Annotated in this window: 11 protein-coding genes; 8 read left to right on the forward strand and 3 right to left on the reverse strand. The window is 59.7% G+C overall.

The window, feature by feature from the left end; genetic code table 11:
• The first annotated feature begins 18 nt into the window (after positions 1 to 18).
• From recC to recD, 3 genes are read left to right on the forward strand one after another with little or no spacing between them, the layout of a single operon-like run.
• Positions 19 to 3,372, forward strand: a complete 3,354-nt coding sequence (gene recC / locus I6L40_RS03665) for an exodeoxyribonuclease V subunit gamma (RefSeq protein ID WP_216995006.1) — start codon at positions 19 to 21, stop codon at positions 3,370 to 3,372.
• On the forward strand, positions 3,372 to 6,980 hold the full coding sequence (gene recB / locus I6L40_RS03670; RefSeq protein ID WP_216995007.1) for an exodeoxyribonuclease V subunit beta: 3,609 nt from the start codon (positions 3,372 to 3,374) through the stop codon (positions 6,978 to 6,980). The genes recC and recB overlap by 1 nt, the downstream gene beginning before the upstream one ends.
• Entirely contained in the window at positions 6,977 to 9,040 is a 2,064-nt protein-coding gene (gene recD, locus I6L40_RS03675) for an exodeoxyribonuclease V subunit alpha (RefSeq protein ID WP_216995008.1), read from the forward strand. The genes recB and recD overlap by 4 nt, the downstream gene beginning before the upstream one ends.
• 41 nt (positions 9,041 to 9,081) lie before the next feature.
• On the opposite strand, the gene I6L40_RS03680 is transcribed toward recD, so the two are convergent.
• Complete coding sequence (locus I6L40_RS03680; RefSeq protein WP_216995009.1) at positions 9,082 to 10,251, reverse strand: helix-turn-helix domain-containing protein; 1,170 nt, start codon at positions 10,249 to 10,251, stop codon at positions 9,082 to 9,084.
• Between the two features lie 479 nt (positions 10,252 to 10,730).
• On the opposite strand from I6L40_RS03680, the gene I6L40_RS03685 reads away from it, so the two are divergent.
• Together I6L40_RS03685 and I6L40_RS03690 are read left to right on the forward strand one after the other, a co-directional pair.
• Positions 10,731 to 11,381: a hypothetical protein gene (locus I6L40_RS03685; RefSeq protein WP_216995010.1), complete on the forward strand. Its 651-nt coding sequence runs from the start codon at positions 10,731 to 10,733 to the stop codon at positions 11,379 to 11,381.
• Between the two features lie 451 nt (positions 11,382 to 11,832).
• Positions 11,833 to 12,831 (forward strand): diguanylate cyclase, encoded by a 999-nt coding sequence (locus I6L40_RS03690; protein WP_216995011.1) that lies wholly within the window; start codon positions 11,833 to 11,835, stop codon positions 12,829 to 12,831.
• Positions 12,832 to 12,902: 71 nt separating this feature from the next.
• Here I6L40_RS03690 and I6L40_RS03695 read toward each other — a convergent pair whose 3' ends face one another.
• Positions 12,903 to 13,529 (reverse strand): porin family protein, encoded by a 627-nt coding sequence (locus I6L40_RS03695; protein WP_033115530.1) that lies wholly within the window; start codon positions 13,527 to 13,529, stop codon positions 12,903 to 12,905.
• An 899-nt stretch (positions 13,530 to 14,428) separates the two neighbouring features.
• Here I6L40_RS03695 and dcuC point away from each other — a divergent pair.
• Together dcuC and I6L40_RS03705 are read left to right on the forward strand one after the other, a co-directional pair.
• Complete coding sequence (gene dcuC, locus I6L40_RS03700; RefSeq protein ID WP_216995012.1) at positions 14,429 to 15,799, forward strand: C4-dicarboxylate transporter DcuC; 1,371 nt, start codon at positions 14,429 to 14,431, stop codon at positions 15,797 to 15,799.
• 430 nt (positions 15,800 to 16,229) lie between these two features.
• A complete protein-coding gene (locus I6L40_RS03705; RefSeq protein WP_041210060.1) occupies positions 16,230 to 16,994 on the forward strand; it encodes a helix-turn-helix transcriptional regulator in 765 nt (254 codons plus the stop codon).
• A gap of 49 nt (positions 16,995 to 17,043) precedes the next feature.
• Here I6L40_RS03705 and I6L40_RS03710 read toward each other — a convergent pair whose 3' ends face one another.
• Positions 17,044 to 17,856 (reverse strand): UTRA domain-containing protein, encoded by an 813-nt coding sequence (locus I6L40_RS03710; RefSeq protein WP_216995013.1) that lies wholly within the window; start codon positions 17,854 to 17,856, stop codon positions 17,044 to 17,046.
• Between the two features lie 212 nt (positions 17,857 to 18,068).
• Between I6L40_RS03710 and I6L40_RS03715 the strand changes: the two genes are divergently transcribed.
• Complete coding sequence (locus I6L40_RS03715; protein WP_033115526.1) at positions 18,069 to 19,115, forward strand: ABC transporter substrate-binding protein; 1,047 nt, start codon at positions 18,069 to 18,071, stop codon at positions 19,113 to 19,115.
• The last annotated feature ends 6 nt before the right edge of the window (positions 19,116 to 19,121 follow it).

Raw genomic sequence — 19,121 nt, forward strand, 5'->3', positions numbered from 1 at the left:
CACAGGCGGGAATTGCTCATGTTTACCCTCTACCACTCCAATCAGCTGGATCTGCTCAAAGAGCTGCTGGTGAGCCGCATCCGGCAGGCCCCTCTCTCTCACCCCTTCGATCGGGAGCAGATCCTGGTGCAGAGTCCGGGCATGGCCCAGTGGCTCAAGCTGGAGCTGGCCAAGGCCTTCGGCATCGCCGCCAATATCGACTTTCCGCTGCCCGCCAGCTTTATCTGGGAGATGTTCACCCGGGTGCTGGCAGATGTACCGCGCCAGAGCCCCTACAACAAGGGCTCCATGAGCTGGCAGCTGATGACCATTCTGCCTGCCTTGCTGGATCGCCCCGCCTTTGCCCCGCTCGCCGCCTATCTGGGCGGTGGGGATGAGGAGGATCCCGCCAGGGATCCCGAGCAGGTGCGGCTGTGGCAGCTCTGCCAGAAGGTGGCGGATCTCTTTGACCAGTATCTGGTCTACCGGCCGGACTGGATCGCCCGTTGGGAAGAGGGGGAAGGATTGAGTCAGGAGCTGGCCGGGGTGAGCGGTCAGGATTGGCAGCCCGAGCTGTGGCGCGAGCTGGTGGCCCGCACCCTGGCGCTCTCTCCGAGCGGCTACCACCGCGCCAACCTCTACGAGGAGTTTATCCACGAGCTGGAGCGTACCGCCGATCTGCCGGGCAAGCTGCCGCAGCGGGTCTTCGTGTTCGGCATCTCGGCGCTGCCGCCGCGCTATGTGGAGGCGCTGCTGGCCCTCGGCAGTCGGCCGGAGGTGGAGGTGCATCTGTTCGTCACCAACCCCTGCCGCTACTACTGGGGAGATCTGCTGGATCGCAAGACGCTGGCGCGCCTCGAGAACAAGCTCAAACCCGGTACCGATATCGAGACATTGCAGGGCCCCGCCAACCCGCTGCTCGCCTCCATGGGCAAGCTGGGGCGCGACTACCTGCATCAGCTGATGGAGCTGGAGGTGCCGCAAATCGAGGCCTTCGTCGATATCGACGAGCTGGATGGCAAGGGCAATATCAAGCTGCTGCATGCCATCCAGAAGGATGTGCTGGAGCTGGCCGAGCGAGGCGCCGGTCAGTTCGATCTCGACAGCAGCCATCACAAAAGCCCGATCGATCCGGCGGATGGATCCTTGCAGATCCACGCCTGCCACGGCCCGATGCGCGAACTCGAGGTGCTGCACGACCGGCTGCTGGCGCTGTTCGAGCAGGATCCGTCCCTCACCCCGAAAGACGTGGTGGTAATGATGCCGGATGTGAACAGCTACGGCCCCTACATTCAGGCGGTGTTTGGCGCGCGCGGTCAGATCCCGTTTGCGGTCTCGGATCGGGCGGCGAGTCAGGAGAGCCCGCTGCTGCAGAGCTTCCTCGCCCTGCTCAGGCTGCCCAACGCCCGTTTCGGGGCAGGGGAGCTGCTCGCCATTCTCGAAGTGCCCGCCGTGCTGCGCCGTTTCGAGCTGGATGACGACGAGTTCAACCAGCTGCGGGTCTGGGTGCAGGAGACCGGCATCCGCTGGGGGCTGAACGACGGCTATCCCGTCCGCTTCGATCTGCCGCCCATGTCCGGCAACAGCTGGCTGTTCGGCCTGCGCCGCATGCTGCTCGGCTTTGCCATGGGTGACGGTGAGCCGGTAGCGGGCATCTTGCCCTACGCCGATATCGAGGGTCAGCAGGGGCTGGCACTCGGCAAGCTCGCCTGGTTTGTCGATTCGCTGGCAGAATTCCTGCCCCGCCTGCAACAGGCGCAGCCGCTGGCCGAGTGGAACGCCTGCCTGCTGGCGCTGCTGGAGCGCTTCTATCTCGCCGACGAGGATGAAGAGCGTCAGCTCCAGCTCATTCGCAGCCAGCTGGCCGAGTGGCAGACCCGGCTTGGCGAGGCTCGCTTCGAGCAGCCCATCACCGCCGACCTGTTGCAGGATTACCTCGGCAGCGTGCTGGGGGAGTCCCGCTCCAGCCAGCGCTTCCTCGCCGGTCAGGTCAACTTCTGCACCCTGATGCCGATGCGCTCCATCCCCTTCAAGCAGGTCTGCCTGCTCGGCATGAACGACGGCGTCTACCCGCGCACCCTGGCTCCCATGGGGTTCGATCTGATGGCGGTGGCGTCGCGGCGCGGGGATCGCTCCCGTCGCGATGATGACCGCTACCTCTTCCTTGAGGCGCTGCTCAGCGCCCAGCAGGGGCTCTACATCAGCTATCAGGGCTTCAGCGCGCAGGACAACAGCGACAAGGTGCCGTCGGTCCTGCTGGCGGAGCTGATCGACTATGTGCGGCAGGGCTTTGTGCTGGCGGGGGATGAGGATCTGGACGACGAAACTTCCGGCAAGCGGTTGCTCAACCACCTGATGGTGGCGCATCCGCTCACCCCCTACAGCCGCAACTACTTTTACCCGGAGTCGGGTTCGCGCCTCTTTACCTATGCCGCCGACTGGCTGCCCGCTCTCAATCCGGTGCGCGGCGCGGCCAACTTCCAGAGCGGCGAGCTGCCTCTCCCCCCCGAATGGGGCAAGGAGCAGGGGCTGGAGCTGGCGGAGCTGCTGCGCTTCTATCGCCAGCCCACCAAATATTTCCTCAACCGTCGCCTCAAGGTGTGGTTTGAGCTGAACGAAGCCAACATCGAGGACAGCGAGCCGTTCGAGCTGGATGGCCTGCAACATTATCAGCTGAAAGATCTGCTGCTCGATGCCCATCTGGCGGAAGGTGAAAGTACCGAGCGTCGCGAGCGGTTGCAGCTCACCGGCCTGCTGCCGCAAGGGTGGTTCGGCAGCCTGCTGCTGGACGATCTGGATGCCGAGATGGGCAAGCTGGCGGATCGGCTGCGGCCATGGGTTGCGGCCAATGAGTCAGAAAAGCAGGCGGTGGAGATCGATATCTCCCTCACTCAGGGCCAGCTGCAGGGGTGGATCGACACCCAGAAGGGGCGCTTGCTGGTGGTCAAACCCGGCAGCTTCAACGGCAAGGATCTGCTGCTGGGCTGGATCCAGCACCTCTGCCTCTCATTGAGCGGCGCCCCCGGCGACACCCTGCTGTTCGATGCCAAACAGAGTCTGCGGTTAGCCAAGCTCGCTGCCGACGAGGCGCGGCCCAAGCTGGCGGCGCTGGTGGCGTGCTGGGCGCAGGGGATGAAGCGGCCGCTGCCCTTCTTCCCCAACACCGCCTGGGATTGGCTCAAGGCGATCGAGAAGGATCCCGACAAGCCGGAGGCGGCCGACAAGGCGGCCCTCACCCGTTTCAACGGCGGCTGGATGATCAATGGGGAGGGGCAAGACGTTTACGTCGCCCGCTGCTTCCCCGAACTCGATGACGAGGTGCTGGGGCAGTTGCAGGCGCTGGCTCGCGAACACCTGACCCCGCTGCTCAAGACCCTGGAGGAGCTGAAATAATGGCTAACCCGCTCAATACCCTGCGTTTTCCCCTCCATGGTGAACGACTGATCGAAGCCTCCGCCGGTACCGGCAAGACCTACACCATCGCCGGTCTCTACCTGCGCCTGCTGCTGGGCCATGGCCCGCTCGTCGAAGAGGGGGCCGATGTGGGTCAGCCGAGCGCCCATGAACGGCCGCTCTCGGTGACCGAAATTCTGGTGGTGACCTTTACCGAAGCGGCCACCGCCGAGCTGCGCGGGCGGATCCGCGGTCGCATCCACGAGGCGCGGCTCGCCTTTATGCGCGGCCATAGCAATGATGCCCTGCTGGCCCAATTGCTGGCAGAGGTGGCGGATCACGAACTGGCGGCCCGTCGCCTGCTGGCTGCCGAGCGGCAGATGGATGAGGCGGCGGTCTTTACCATCCACGGCTTCTGCCAGCGGATGCTGAAACAGAACGCCTTCGAGTCCGGCGCCCTCTTTGAGACCGAATTTCTCACCGACGACAGCCAGCTCAGGTTGCAGGCGGTGAGCGACTACTGGCGTGCCGAGTTCTATCCGGTGGATAAAGCCCTCGCCAGCGCCGTGCGCGCGCTCTGGCCGAGCCCCGCCGCCCTGCTGCGGGAGATGGGCAGCTGGCTCGACAACAGCGAGCTGGAGATCCACCCCGCGCTGGGGGACGAGACCCTCGCCGCCCGCCATCAGGCGGCCATGAGTCGCATCGCGGCGGTGAAGAGCGAATGGCTGGCGCAGACGGACGAGATCCGCCGCCAGACCGACGGCCAGATCAGCCGCTACACCGGCAAGAACTACGAAGGGTGGCTTGCCAAGATAGCCGACTGGGCACAGGACGAGAGCAGTGGCTACGCCATTCCCAAGGAGCTGGAGCGCTTCGGCCAGACAGTGCTGGAGGAGAACCTCAAGAAGGGGGGCGCTGTGCCGACCCTGCCGCTGTTCAGCCAAATCGATGAACTGCTGGCGAGCCGTCCCGGTATTCGCGACCTTATCCTGCAACGTGCGGCCAAAGTGGTACGCAGCCGGATGCAGGCCAGCAAGCGGCAAGCCCATCAGCTCTCGTTCGATGACCTGCTCAAGGATCTCGACGGGGCGCTCGGCTCCAGCCTTGGCGAGCGGCTCTGCGAGCGCATTCGCGCCACCTACCGGGTGGCGATGATCGACGAATTTCAGGATACCGACCCCCAGCAGTACCGCATCTTCCACCGCCTCTACGGCGGCCACACAGACACGGCGCTGTTGATGATCGGTGACCCCAAGCAGGCCATCTACGGCTTTCGCGGCGCCGACATCTTTACCTACATTCAGGCGCGGCGAAATGTGAGCGCCCACTACACCCTCGGGCGCAACTGGCGCTCCAGCAGTGCGCTGGTGGGGGCGGTCAACGGCCTGTTCGAGCGAGCCAAGGATCCCTTTATCTACGAGGCGGATATCCCCTTTCTGCCGGTGGAGGCGCAGGGCAAGAGCAAGGCTCTGCTGCTCGATGGCGCCACTGCACCCGTGCTCCACTGCTGGCAGCTGACCGGCCAACCCACCTTCAATCGGGGGGATTACCAGAGCAAGATGGCGCGCGCCACCGCCGCCGAGATCCATCGTCTGCTGACGCTGGCTCGCGAGGGCAAGGCATTGATCGGTGACAAGGCGGTGAAGGCCGGGGATATCGCCGTGCTGGTGCGCACCGGCGCCGAGGGCAAGCTGGTGCAGCAGGAGCTGGCGCGGCTCGCCATCGCCTCCGTCTATCTGTCGAACCGCGAGAGCGTGCTGGAGCAGACGGAGGCGCGGGAGATTTTGCTGATTTTGCACGCCTGCCAGAACCCGAGCGAAGAGCGCAGCCTGCGGGCGGCGCTGGCGACCGGCCTGTTTGATCTCGACGCCAAGGCGCTCGATGGATTGGCCAGCGACGAGCGGGCGTGGGAGAGCGCGGTGCAGGAGTTTATGGAGTACCGCAAGATCTGGCACCGCCGTGGCGTGCTGGCGATGCTGCGGGCCCTGCTGCACCGGCGCAATCTCGCCTCTTCGCTTTTGGCGAGTCCCTATGGCGAGCGGCGGCTGACCAACTTCCTCCATCTTGGCGAGCTGCTGCAACAGGTGAGCAGCGAGCTGGACGGGGAGTACGCCCTGCTGCGCTGGTTGGGGGAGGCGGTGAGCCGTCCCAACGGGCAGGATGCGGAGCAGGTACTGCGGCTCGAATCCGAGCGCAAGCTGGTGCAGATCGTCACCATCCACAAATCCAAGGGGCTGGAGTACCCGCTGGTGTTCCTGCCCTTTATCTGCAGCCACAGAACCGCCGAGACCCCGCTCTATCACGAGGCGGACGAGGCGGGCAATCGCACCATTCTCGATCTGACCGGCGCCGACTCGTCGCTCGCCGAAGCGGACAGGGAGCGCCTTGCCGAAGATTTGCGGCTGCTCTATGTGGCGCTGACCCGGGGCGTCTACGCCACCTGGCTGGGGCTGGCACCGGTGCGGGCGGGGGCGGGCAAGTCGGAGAAGACCGATCTGCACCACACCGCCATCGGTTACCTGCTGCAAAAGGGCGAAGAGGGGGATGCGCAGACGCTGGCGACCGCTCTGACCGAGCTGGCACAGGCGCTGCCCGGGGTGGCCGTCGGTGAGCCCTCGCTCACCCGTCCGGCCCCGCTGCCGCCAGAGGAGGAGCAGCTGGGCGAGCCGCAGGTGCGCCACTTTAGCGGCACCCTTGAGCGGGACTGGTGGATCAGCTCCTACTCCGGGCTGGCTGCGCAGGGTCACGGTCACAGCAAGGGGGTCTTGGCCAATCCCGGTTTCGATGATGAGGTCGTCACCGAAGCTGCCGCGCTGGCGGCAGAACAACCGGAGGAGGCGCCCCAGCCCTCCATCTTCACCTTCCCGAAAGGGGCGCGCCCCGGCACCTTGCTGCACAGCCTGTTCGAGACCATCGACTTTCAAAGCGCCGCGGGCGAGCCGCTGGCAGAGCATATCGCTACCCTGCTGGCGCAGGATGGTTTCGACGAGAGCTGGGCTCCGGTGCTGCAACAGCAGGTGGAGGCGGTGCTCGATACCCCGCTGGAGACTGGCTTTGGCGAGCCGGTGCGGCTGCGGGAGCTGGCCCCCGAGCGCAAACAGGTGGAGCTGGAGTTCTTCCTGCCCATGGGGCGTGTGACGGCACCGGCGCTGACCGCCCTCTGCCAGCAGCACGACCCGCTGTCGCGGGGCAACAAGCCGCTCAGCTTTGCCACCGTGCAGGGGATGCTCAAGGGCTTTATCGATCTGGTGTTCGAGTGGCAGGGGCGCTGGTATCTGCTCGACTACAAATCGAACCACCTCGGCATGAGCCCCGCCGATTACAGCCGTCCGGCGCTGGAGCGGGCGATGGCCGAGCACCGCTACGACCTGCAATACCAGCTCTACTCGCTGGCGCTGCACCGGCTGCTCACCCTGCGCCTGCCGGGCTACGACTTCGAGCAGCATTTTGGCGGCGTTTTCTATCTGTTCCTGCGCGGCATGCCGCAGGGGGGCATTTTCCATACCCGCCCGAGCCGTGAACTGGTGCTGGGGCTGGATGAGTTGTTTAGAAATGGTGATCGCTCTGGCGGTGTTTCATCAGCAGAATTAAACGAGGTAGAGGCATGAGCGGCACCATGATCAGCACCGCAGCCAGCGCAATGATGGTTGAACGGCTCAAAACACTGGCGCTGGCTGGCCGCATCCGCCAGCTGGATCTGCAATTTGCCCGGCTGGTGGCCGACCTTGGCGGCAGCCCCGAGCTGGTGCTGGGGGCGGCGCTCACCTGCTTCGAACTGGGGCGTGGCCATGTCTGTCTGCCGCTGGAGATGCTCGCTGCCGGATCACTGCGGCCGTTCGGGCTGGATCCCCAGCAGAGCCGGGATCTGCTGGTGGATCTGGCGGATCCTGCCCGCTGGCCCGCCCTGTTTGCGGCAAGCCCGCTCGTGGGTACGGAACAGGATGAGGGGCTAACCCCGCGCTGGCCGCTGCGGCTGTGGCACGGGCGGCTCTACCTCACCCGCTACCACGATCACGAGCAGGGTGTAGCCCGCCATCTGCGCGCTTTGAGTGAACGAGCCGAATGGCCGGAGATTGCACCGGCCCTGTCGCGGCTGTTTGCCCGCGACTACGGGCTGGTGTTCGCGGCGCTGCTCAAAGCCCGCCTCGCCCCCGACTTCTCGGCCAGCCACTTTATCGAAAAGTATCTGGATCTGGTGTTCCCCAATGAAGTGGATTGGCCCGCCATCGAGGCGCTGCTCGCCAGCGCCCAGGCGGCGAGCGACTTGAGCAAGCTGGATACGCTGGTGCCCGAGGCGCTCTGCTGCAACGGCCAGAAGCTGGCGGCGGCCACCGCGGCGGCGCGCCCCTTTGCGGTGATCTCCGGCGGCCCCGGCACCGGCAAGACCACCACGGTCGCCAAACTGCTCGCCATTCTGGTGGAGACCGGCCTGCAAGCAGGCAAGGCGCCGGCGATCCGGCTGGTGGCCCCCACCGGCAAGGCGGCGGCGCGCCTGACCGAGAGTATCGGCTCTGCCCTGCAGGCCCTCGATCTGCCCCCCGAGTGGGTGGAGGCGATCCCCACCGAAGCGGGCACATTGCACCGGCTGCTCGGGGTCATTCCGGGGCGCAGCCAGTTCCGCCACCACGCGGGCAACCCGCTGCACCTCGACCTGCTGGTGGTGGATGAGGCCTCCATGGTCGATTTGCCGATGATGGCACGGCTGCTCGATGCGTTGCCGAGCCACGCCCGCCTGATCCTGCTTGGCGACAAGGATCAGCTCGCCTCGGTGGAGGCGGGGGCCGTGCTCGGCGATATCTGCAGCTTTATCGAACAGGGCATCAGCCCGGCGCAGGCGGATTGGCTCTCCCGTCAGACCGGCTACCGCTTGCAAGGCACGCCCGCGGGAGCGCCGGTGCGCGACAGCCTCTGTTTGCTGGCCAAGAGCTGGCGCTTTGATCAGCACTCCGGCATCGGTCAGCTGGCGCGCGCCTGCAACAGCGGCGATGCCACTGCGGTGGAATCGGTCTGGGGCATGGGCTTTGCCGATATCAGCCTGCACCCCTGGGCCGGGGAGGCCTACGATGCCCTGATTGCCCAGGGGGTAGCCGGTTACGGCAGCTATCTGAAGGCGGCCCGCGCGGGGGAATCGCCCGCCGCCGTGTTCAAGGCATTCAACAGCTTCCAGATCCTCTGCGCCCTGCGCGATGGCCCGTTCGGGGTACTGGGACTTAACGAGCGGCTCGAACTGGCCCTGTCACGGGCTGGCCTGATTGCCCGCGATGGCGACTGGTATGCCGGTCGCCCGGTGATGGTGGTGCGCAACGACCACGGGGTCGGCCTCTACAACGGTGATATGGGGCTCTGCCTGCCCGATGAAACCGGCCGGCTCAAGGTCTGGTTTGAGCAGCCGGATGGCACCCTGCGGGCGCTTTTGCCCAGCCGGCTGCCGCCCCACGAGACGGTCTACGCCATGACTATCCACAAATCCCAGGGATCGGAGTTTGCCCATACCGTGCTGGTGTTGCCCGACAGCCCCAGCCCGCTGCTGACCCGCGAGCTGGTCTATACCGGCATCACCCGCGCCAAGGCCCGCCTCGATCTCTATGGCGATCGCGCCCTGCTGGCACAAGCTGTGCGGAAAAAGACCGAGCGTTATTCCGGATTGGCGGAGAGGTTGGGGGGGTAAGCGATTGGACGGCGGTAAAGGGAGTTGCCGCCGTTTTAATGTCATTCACTAATTGAAAATTCAGAGGGAGGATTTATTTTCTCAAAAACCCACTCCGAAAAAACTTTTTCAACATCCCATCTATTATAATTTTCGTCAGGGTAACGCTTTCTCATTAAATCTGACTTACAGGAATTAAACTCATGATATTTTTCCATGAATTTCTTGGACAGTTCATTTAGTTCACTGTCACTGTTAATTATAAAAAATGGCAATTTTATTATGGGTGGTTTCAGTTGGGTTGTGATTGGTGTAGACAGTGTTTGATATGTATCACAATGCACTTCACTTTTTCTTATGTGTTGAAATAAACTATATTCAATAGTTCCTTTTTTATAATAGTAAATCTCACAGTAAAATTCGGCATTTAACCCATCTTGAGCTTCTGGATAGGTAATAAACTCAATGTTTGGGAATGGTATAGTCAAACCCTCGTTGTAGTAATTAACAACAGGCAAGGTCTTAATAATTCTGTTCTTATATTTTAAGTGGTAGTCAAACTGTCTTGTATTCTCAAAATATAAGTTTTGCCACCAGTAATTACCCCCCTCATGTTCTACATTTCCAATCTCAATAGTGAAATCAGGATCATTAGAATAGAAGGCTTGACTAATACCGTCATAGTCCCAACATTTGGCATCTTCTAAAAGAATGGAGAATCTATCAGGGGCTTTTAGGTTGAGGCCGAATCTTTCACGCCACATCGTTCTGACATCAATTGGATTGGCACATGAATCTAATGGTGTATTAGCATCATTTGTCCGTGAATAAACAACACCAGCTCGTATGGATTTACCTTGATAACTGTATTCTTTTGTCAGGTAATATGGTTTTAAAGGCTCATTAAATATTGTTAGGATTGCTAACTTGGCTTCATTAAATTGTAAAAATTCAAGCTGAATGTTTGGGATGTTATCTTCACTAAAACTTAGTCTTCTAAGCGCAGTGATAATATCTGCTTGAGTATATTTTTTATCACTGTCATTTAATCCAACTACTTCTAATGAATCAGATATTCCGAAAGCTATGTATCTATTCCCATTGTGAATTACATTAGCCATACATAGAATATCATGGACCATTGCAGCCATATTGTTGTGGAATTTTTGTTTGAAGTCCCACCAGAGACCTTCTTTACCTTTTGAGAGTAAGTCATTAATAATGCTGTTCATTTAATAAAACCATGAAGTAATGTAAATTGTATTTTGCAATTGTCGTCAGTTTACCTTCAAATATGACCGCAATGGAACTATTTACATGCTTATAAGCTGAACTCGCATGTTGGGCTTCGCAGGCTCAGCACCAACCTACCGATTGTGTAGGTTGTGGCTGAGCGTAGCGAAGCCCAACGTTTACCGCGTAATCTCTTTTTCCTTCCCCTCATCCCCGACCCTTCTCCCGCAAGGGGAGAAGGGAGGTTTGGCCCCGTGGCTATATCTCGAATTTACACGCGATTGCGAACACCATATCCCCGATGCTGCTTTATCCCCTCTCCCTCTGGGAGAGGGCTAGGGTGAGGGGAGCCGGTTTACACAATGCCCATTTCGTAAAATCGGGTAGGGTGCAATGAACGAAGTGAATTGCACCGCCCATATTTATCTTGCAAAATGGTGGGATACTTTTCGTTATTAATAATAAATCAGGCAGTAAAATGACAATTCATAGTTTTAAAAGCGAACGGCAAAAAAACATGCTGCTTGGGGTGGGCTTTATATTTATGGTTGTTCTATGGTTGGCAAGTATCTTATTCAAGACAAAATTATCAGATAAAACACTTATTGCTGAGTTGGTTCCTGAGTCGCTCACCTACATTACTATCAGTGCGTTATTTGGATTAGTGGGTACAATAGTAACTGCTTTTCGATGTCCCAGATGTCATGCCTTAAAATATATTGCAAAAGCGTTTGGTAATTGCTTTTTTATGATGCTTATAACGTCATGGTATGGCTATGATATGTACGTCTATTTTTATCCAGATAAAATAATTAGTTATGACACGGAATATAAAGTGGTTCACCCCGGACCATCTAAAGGTAAAAGCGGGAATTGTGAGGCAGGCTTAAAGATAAAAGATAAGCATACTGGGAATTGGTTCAATATTTGTTACAGTAATAATAAGCTTGGAAAGGAACGTATTCGGGATTATGGTGAGGTATGGGTGAAAACTCGGGTTAATGAGGCTGGGTCATACCTGGAGAGCTACAAGGTATATCCAGAAAAATCTTATTTTTCTATCCCCTCACCGCCAACCGCTCTCCAGCAACTAAATAAGAGGGTAATCTCGTTCCCGCGCCCAGATTAAGTTTCTCTAATCGAACCTGTGTGGCTGGCGAGCATATTTCCGATGCTTCATGATCCCCTCTCCCTGTGGGAGAGGGCTGGGTGAGGGCGGGTAGGATGCAAAGAACGAAGTGAATTGCACCGCTGATATTGAGCTGGCAAAAGGTGTCATGCGCTTCGCTTATTACACCCTGCGCAGACGCTCTGCCTGTTTGCCTTTTGTCTGTTCCCCATCACGGCGGCCTCTGGGTATTGGTCAGCAAATGGGTTGCACTTGAGCCACACTTGCTGACGCCCTGAACGGCCCATTTATCATGCAGTGCGAGCAGCCGATAACCGGATAGCAGGGGGAGAGTGGCATTCTGGCTGACAGGATTTTCGCCGTGTGCCAAGGTAGCGCTTCACGCCGACTCGACAACGCCGTTTGGTGGGCAAGCAAGAGTGACGCAGGCAAGAAGAGAGGATGACCTCATATGCGCAAAGAGAGTGATCCGGTCAGGATCTCCGACCTCAGCGAGTCTGTGGTACACGGGATTCTGGAGGTGATCAGCGACGGCATCTGGGATTGGAATGCCAATACCGGCTTTGTCTATCGCAATCCCGGCTGGTATCAGATGCTGGGCTATGAACCGCACTCCCTCGGCAATACCGTCTTCACCTGGGAGAGCGTGATCCATCCCGATGACATTGCGGCGGTGATGGCGAAGTTCGATCTCTGTCTCAATGGCAGCGCCCATGAGTATCGCGCCGAGTATCGTTGCCGCACCCGCGATGGCGACTACCTCTGGATTGAGGATTGCGGCCACATTATTGCCCGCAATCCCGATGGCTCGGTGGCGCGGATGATCGGCGCCCATCGCAATATCCACGCCAGCAAGCTGCTGCAAGAGCAGCTGGAGCGGCGCAACCACTCGCTGGAGCAGTTGATCGCCGAGCGCACCGCCGAGCTGGCGCGGCTCAACGAGGAGTTGCAACGCAAAGTGGACGAGAATCGCCTGCTGGCAGAGACCGATGCGCTGACCGGTGCCGCCAGCCGTTATCGGCTGGAGCGGGCGTTGCAGCTGGAGTGCGAGCGGGCACGGCGCTTCCATCAGCCCTTCACGGTGATCGCCATGGATGTGGACAACTTCAAGCAGATCAACGACAGCTATGGCCACCACACCGGGGATCAGACCCTGATCAACATAGTGGCGCTGATCCGCCGCCATATTCGCGAGATCGATCTGCTGGCCCGCTGGGGCGGCGATGAGTTTATGGTGGTGCTGCCCAATACCCGTCATGCCGAGGCACAACTGGTGGCGAGCAAGTTCCAGCTGCTGTTGCAGCGCGAGACGATCTGCCCTCACGGCCCGGCGACCCTGAGTTTCGGGCTGGCGGAGTATGAGCAGGATGAGCAGAAGGAGAGCCTGATGGTGCGTGCCGATCGGGCGCTCTATCAGGCCAAGCTGCAGGGCAAGAACCGGATCTGCTGAGGGCGGGACGGCAAATGGAAAGGGCCGCAGGCGTGAAACCTGCGGCCCTTTTGCATGGGATCGCGGCCGCCTTAGAAGTGGTAGCGAATGCCCAGCTTGAGGGTGTCGAGGGAGTAGTGATCGTCACCCAGGGTCATGGCGTTGAACTGGCGCTCGTAACCAATCCCGGCGGAGATATGGTCGTTGAAGGCGTAGTCGATGCCCACTTCCAGATTGGGGTGAACGGTGCCCTTGGTCTCGCTGCGGCGCATCTGGCCACTCATGCCGAGGATGGTGGCGTTGCCGATCATCTCGACTTCGGTGCTGGTGTAAGCCACGCCCGGTTTGGCATAGGCGCTGAAGCCCCAAGCCAGCGGCTGGCTCAGCTTGGCGGCCAGGCTGATGCTGCGGGTGTCGATGGTGGTGTCGGTGAAACCGGTCAGGCCCGGGCTGGTGACCCACATCAGCTGGCTCATGCGCTGGGCATGCAGACCGCTTTCGATAGCCAGCCAGTCGTTGAGGTGGTAGCCGACGATCAGGCTGCCACCGTCGAGCTGGTCGTCGATGATGTTGGCGTCGTGCGCTCGCTGGGCCACGCCATCCAGATCCATTTTGGAGGTGGTGAGATCCAGACCGAGATACCAGCCCTCGGCACACGCGGCGCCGCTGAGGGTGAGACCGAGCAGGGAGAGGGCAACTGCACTGTTAAACTTGTTCATGGATTATCTGTCCTGATGTGTGAACTGCGTGTGATTGAACTCTTTCATCCATGAAAGTTATTAATATTTCCTGCACTCCTGTATTCGAGGCGGCGCAGTATAGTCAGCTCGTTTTTCAATAACAACCCGTGTGCCGGCTGTGATTTGCTGCAAATAAAAATCGGCACAAACAATAACTGGGTAATTAATGATTAATTTAGAGTTATCACTTTATTTATAAATTACCAAAATAAAAGAAATAACCGTAACCGGGCTATTTGCTGGCCGATCGGCCGGAGGGGGTTGATATCCCTTGGGTTTCTTTTTCGCTCCGCAAGGGGCATCTGATTGCAAACTGAATGATGATTAATCAGTTGTAAATGAGGTCGATTGCCAACTTTTTGTTGTTATTTTGACCGGTCGGATCTCGTCGCCGGTGGCCAAAATTTTTTGGCTGGCTGCATTTTTTATCTGCAAAAGGCGATGTTTGACTCTCTTTGTTGCTGTCTTTTTGCTCGATTATGGTCGCTTTTGCTGCAGGCCGTTCATCTGCGCTCTGGCTGTCCCAAGAGGAACAAGGGCTGACTTGGCCGAACCCGACCGGCCGGTTGGCCACGGCGCCGTTTGCCGATGGGTGAGATCAAAAAGGGGGCGGGCAGGGTGAGTCGCTATTTTATGAGGGGGCGCACAGCGGCCTGACGACAACTTTGAAGGGCTCCACATTCTGATTATCCGGAGTGTGTTAGGGCAATATTTTGCCGAGCGACTCGCTATTGATTAAATCTTTATTATTGCGGTGCTGGTCACACCGACCAATTCAATTTGCCGGGGGCGACTGATACGCTGCCGAATCCCGATTATGAGAAATAACAATCAGATGTAATCGGGTCGTCACGGGTGCTGCAACAAGGATAATAAATATGTCGACAATATTGATTCTGGTGGTGGTGGGGCTGGTCGCCTACGCCATGCTCAAGCGGTTCAATCCGCAGGCGACCTTGCTGACCGCGGGTCTGGTGCTGCTGGCGTATGCCCAGTGGGCGGGGATCAACCCGATCCTGCCCGCCGAGAACAGTCAGGGCTTCTGGTTCTTCGATCTGTGGGAGAAGTTCGCCATGGTGACCAACTCCCGCCTCGCCTCCACCGGTCTGACCCTGGTGGCGATTGCCGGGGTGGCCACCTACCTCAACCAGATCGGCGCCTCGGCGGCGCTGGTGAAGGCCACTTCCCGCCCCATCATGGCGCTGAAGAACCCCTATGTATTGCTGGCGATCATCCTGCTGCTGGTCTCCATCCTTTACGTCTTTATCACCGGGGCAACCTCGCTCTCCCTGCTGCTGATGGGCACCCTCTATCCGCTGCTGCGCAACGCCGGGATCAGCGCCAAGACGGCGGTGGCGACCATCGTCATCCCCACCGCGTGGGAGTTTGGCCCCGGCCAGATCAATGCGGTGATCGGTGCCAAGGCGATCAATATCGAGGTGATGCCGTTCGTGGTGAACCATCAGCTGCTGTTCCAGATCGCGCTGCTGGTGATCATCCCCTTCGTCAATATCGCGTGGCAGCGTTACTGCGACAGCAAGGATGGCCATGATACCGCCGCCGAGCGGGGCAAGTATCTGCACGAGCTGGAGGCAAAACATGAGAACACCCCGGGCTACTACGCCCTGCTGCCAGTGATCCCGTTCGTCTTTCTGTTCGGCTTCTCCGAGCTGTTTGTCAGCGCCATCAAGATGACCATTCCGGTGGCCATGATGTCGACCATGACCCTCTGCATCATCATCGAGGCGCTGCGCTACCGCTCCCTCAACAAGGCGTTCGCCAACTTCGAGGCCTGGCTGACCGGCACCGGGATGATCTTCGGCAGCGTGCTGACCCTGATGCTGGCGGCCGAGTTCTTCTCCGCCGGTCTCACCAATATCGGCGCCATCACCCAGCTGATCGATCTGGCCAAGTCGTTCGAGCTCAACCCGCTCGGGCTGTCGCTGGTCTTCTCGCTCTTTATCCTGCTGACCGCCTTTATCACCGGCTCGGGCAACGCCCCTGTGATGGCGTTTATTCCCATCGTGCCGCTGGTCTCCAGCCAGTTCGACATCAACCCGCTGTTGCTGCTGGTGCCGATCCTGTTCGCGGCCGGCATTGGCCGCACCATCTCGCCGGTGGCGGGGGTGATCATCACGGTCTCCGGCATCGCCAACCTGAGTCCGGTGGATGTGGTGAAGCGCACCTTCGTGCCCATGATGGCGAGCATGGCGGTGGTGATGGCACTGACGGCCATCCGCTATATCTGATTGGATTGCCATCTGCTGACGCCTGCCCTGTGGCAGGCGTTTTTCATGGCGCAAAAAAGAGTAGAGCGGTGCTTTTGCAAGCGCCGCTCAAGATCAGGAAAAAGGAAAAACCTTGCGGTTTAAAAAATACAAATTTGGAAGCAAACAATCGATTTCTAAACCAGGAAGGGTCTTGAATTCGATACGACAAAAGTATGCGTGATGAGCTATGCAGCACTAGCAAAATGTTTTCCGGTTCAAGGATATGCGCTGGCGAGTATCAGATTTTGCGACCGCTGGCCGGAACTGGTCAGGCCTCGGCGCCATTTCAGCCGTTTACGAGCGACCACCATCTTTTTGGTGTCAATATCTGAGCCTTGGCGGTAAAAATAGAGGCGACCCCGCTGCGGCATAACCATGCAGTCACGATGCAACTACAAGGATGAGTCCCGTGAGCTACAGCCAGACCCTGGCCACCCAGATCCTCGATACCCTGAAGAAGACCCTGACCGACAAGGGGATCCGCTATCAGACGCTGGCGGAGGCGATGGGGGTCTCTATTGCCACCATCAAACGGATGATGAACAAGCCCTCCCTGCCGTTCGATACCCTGCTGGAGATCTGCCATCTGGTGGGGCTCTCGTTCGAGGAGCTGCTGGAGCGCACTCAGGATGCCCAGAGCCGGCGCGCCGTTTTCACTCAGGAGCAGGACGAGGCGTTTCACAACGAGCCGGGCCTCTACGCCTTTCTGGCCAACATCTTCTGGCGCGACAAGACGTTAATCGATCTCAAGCGGGAGTACGGCCTGACCGATGCCTCCTGCTACCTCTATCTGCGCAAGCTGGAGAAGCTCGGCATCCTGCAGCTTGGCATCGACAACAGCTACCACTTCCTCATCAGCGAGCGGATCAGCTTCGAGCAGCACAGCCGCTTCGCCCGCCAGCAGGCGCGGCAAGCGATGTCGATGCTGGGGGAGTATCTGGTGGAGAACATGCACAAGTCGAACAACTATCTGGCGCTCTGCCAGCTCCATCTCAACGAGAGCGAGGCGATGGGGCTGATCGAGCGGATGAAGGAGTACTGGCATCAGGAGCTCAAGCTCAACCGCCCCGCCATCGGCCAGCAGGAGCACCGCAAGACCTACACCATGTCGCTGCAACTGGCCGACTGCGGCTATCAGAGCTTTGACGACATGATCCCCAATATCGACAACTGATCCCGGCGGATCCTGCGGGATCCGCATCTGCTCGTGAGCCTGAACGAGGCTACTCTGCCAGTTGCGCGGGCTGCGTTTTGGCGATGATGGGTTGCAACGCCCGCGTATCTAGGCAGATGCGGATTGCATCCGGCCGCCAGTGTTCGATATCGCAATCCACCAGGGCCCCCCGCTCGTCGTAGTTGACCCGCACCAGCCGCAGCACCGCGCTCCCCTCCGCCAGATTGAGGGCGCGGGCGATGACACCGCGCGCCGCCGAGGGGGTGATCTCGAGACTCGCCCCGCCCTGGCCTATGCCATAGCGCTGCTGATAGAGCTCGGTGAGGGAGCTGGCCAGCGGCGCGCTGGCGATATCGGGAAAGCGGCTGGCCAGCAGATGGTGGCTGACGTGGAGCACCGGGCGGCCGTCGATCAGGCGCAGGCGGCGGATCTCGTAGAGCGGTGTGAAGGGATCCAGTCCCATCCAGCGGCAGAGCTCACTGCTGGCGAGCTCGCTACCGTGGGCCAGCACCCGGGTTTCGGCGGTACGCTGCTGCTCGCCGATCCACTGGTGAAAGTGGGTGTGGATGGCGGGATCGTAGGTGAGACGAGGCGGCGCCACGAACCAGCCACGCCGCTCGGCCCGGTAGATAAGGCCATCCGCCTCGAGGCTGGAGAGCGCCTCCTTGATGGTGATGCGGGTGGTAGAGAAACGCTCGCTCAGGGCCCGCTCGGCCGGCAACTGCTGCCCCGCCGCCAGCTGACCGCTGCCGATATAGCGGCGCAGGGTTTGGCAAATCTGTTCACACTTGGAGGCGCGGCCCTCAGCCACGACCCGTTCGCTCAATCTCGGTTCAATCACGCTCATGTCCCTGTCGCTCATTCTGGCTGTACGGGCTGGCCTGGCCCTTGTTGGTTCAGCCCTTGCTGGAGTAGTCCAGCTTCACTTGGGTTCAGAGTTGTAACCGCTGTGGATGACAGCGACATGACAGGGAAATTGTCATCAAACTGCCATCAAAGCGCCCCGCGACCGTCATATTTCCCCTCTAGCATCCCTCTCGAACCTTAACTGACCTAGTCCAGAGGGATGGGATGATGAAAAGCGTGATCGCAAGTGCACTGGCTCTGGTGGCCATCAGTCAGCCACTGTTTGCCGCCGAAAATATCGCGGATCTCGAGAAGGCCGCTCGCGGCGAAGGGCAGCTCAGCAGTATCGGCATGCCCGACAGCTGGGCCAACTGGAAGGATACCTGGCAGCAGCTGGGCAACATCTACGGCATCAAGCATCAGGATACCGACATGAGCTCGGCGCAGGAGATCGCCAAGTTCGCCGCCGAGAAGGCCAACGCCACCGCCGACATCGGCGACGTGGGCGGTGCCTTCGGCCCGGTTGCGGTCAAGCAGGGGGTCACCCAACCCTACAAGCCCTCCACCTGGGCTGACATTCCCAACTGGGCCAAGGATGCGGACGGTCACTGGATGCTGGCCTATACCGGCACCATCGCCTTCCTGATCAACAAGGATCTGGTCAAGGCTGCCCCCACCAGCTGGCAATCCCTGCTGGGCGGCAACTACAAGGTGACGCTGGGTGATGTGGGTGTTGCCTCGCAAGCCAACAACGGCGTGCTGGCGGCGGCCTATGCCACCGGTGGCAGCGAGAAGAATCTCAAGCCCGCCCTGGAGTTGTTCGGCAAGCTGGCCCAGCAGGGTCGCCTGTCGCTGAACGACCCGACCATCGCCAACATCGAGAAGGGCGAGGTGGAAGTGGGTGTGCTGTGGGACTTCAACGCCCTCAACTACCGCGACCAGATCGACCCCAAGAAGTTTGAAGTGGTGATCCCGAGCGACGGTTCCGTCATCGCCGGTTACACCACCATCATCAACAAGTGGGCCAAGAACCCCAACGCTGCCAAGCTGGCGCGGGAATACATCCTCTCCGATGCCGGTCAGATCAACCTGGCCCGCGGCTATGCCCGCCCGATCCGCAGCAACGTTGCGCTGCCGGATGACGTGAAGGCCAAGCTGTTGCCGGCCGAGCAGTATGCCAAGGCCAAGCCGGTGCAGGATCACGCCGCCTGGGAGCAGAGCTCCAAGGCCCTGCCGCGTCAGTGGCAAGAGAACGTCATGATCTACATGCAGTAAGGAGCG

The organism is Aeromonas sp. FDAARGOS 1410 (assembly GCF_019048745.1).
In the GTDB taxonomy this organism is placed as follows: Bacteria; Pseudomonadota; Gammaproteobacteria; order Enterobacterales; family Aeromonadaceae; genus Aeromonas; species Aeromonas jandaei.

Excerpts from the sequence above, each read along its gene's own strand:
- recC (WP_216995006.1), top strand. The coding sequence starts at position 19 with ATGTTTACCCTCTACCACTCCAATCAGCTGGATCTGCTCAAAGAGCTG.
- recB (WP_216995007.1), top strand. The coding sequence starts at position 3,372 with ATGGCTAACCCGCTCAATACCCTGCGTTTTCCCCTCCATGGTGAACGA.
- recD (WP_216995008.1), top strand. The coding sequence starts at position 6,977 with ATGAGCGGCACCATGATCAGCACCGCAGCCAGCGCAATGATGGTTGAA.
- I6L40_RS03680 (WP_216995009.1), bottom strand. The coding sequence starts at position 10,251 with ATGAACAGCATTATTAATGACTTACTCTCAAAAGGTAAAGAAGGTCTC.
- I6L40_RS03685 (WP_216995010.1), top strand. The coding sequence starts at position 10,731 with ATGACAATTCATAGTTTTAAAAGCGAACGGCAAAAAAACATGCTGCTT.
- I6L40_RS03690 (WP_216995011.1), top strand. The coding sequence starts at position 11,833 with ATGCGCAAAGAGAGTGATCCGGTCAGGATCTCCGACCTCAGCGAGTCT.
- I6L40_RS03695 (WP_033115530.1), bottom strand. The coding sequence starts at position 13,529 with ATGAACAAGTTTAACAGTGCAGTTGCCCTCTCCCTGCTCGGTCTCACC.
- dcuC (WP_216995012.1), top strand. The coding sequence starts at position 14,429 with ATGTCGACAATATTGATTCTGGTGGTGGTGGGGCTGGTCGCCTACGCC.
- I6L40_RS03710 (WP_216995013.1), bottom strand. The coding sequence starts at position 17,856 with ATGAGCGACAGGGACATGAGCGTGATTGAACCGAGATTGAGCGAACGG.
- I6L40_RS03715 (WP_033115526.1), top strand. The coding sequence starts at position 18,069 with ATGAAAAGCGTGATCGCAAGTGCACTGGCTCTGGTGGCCATCAGTCAG.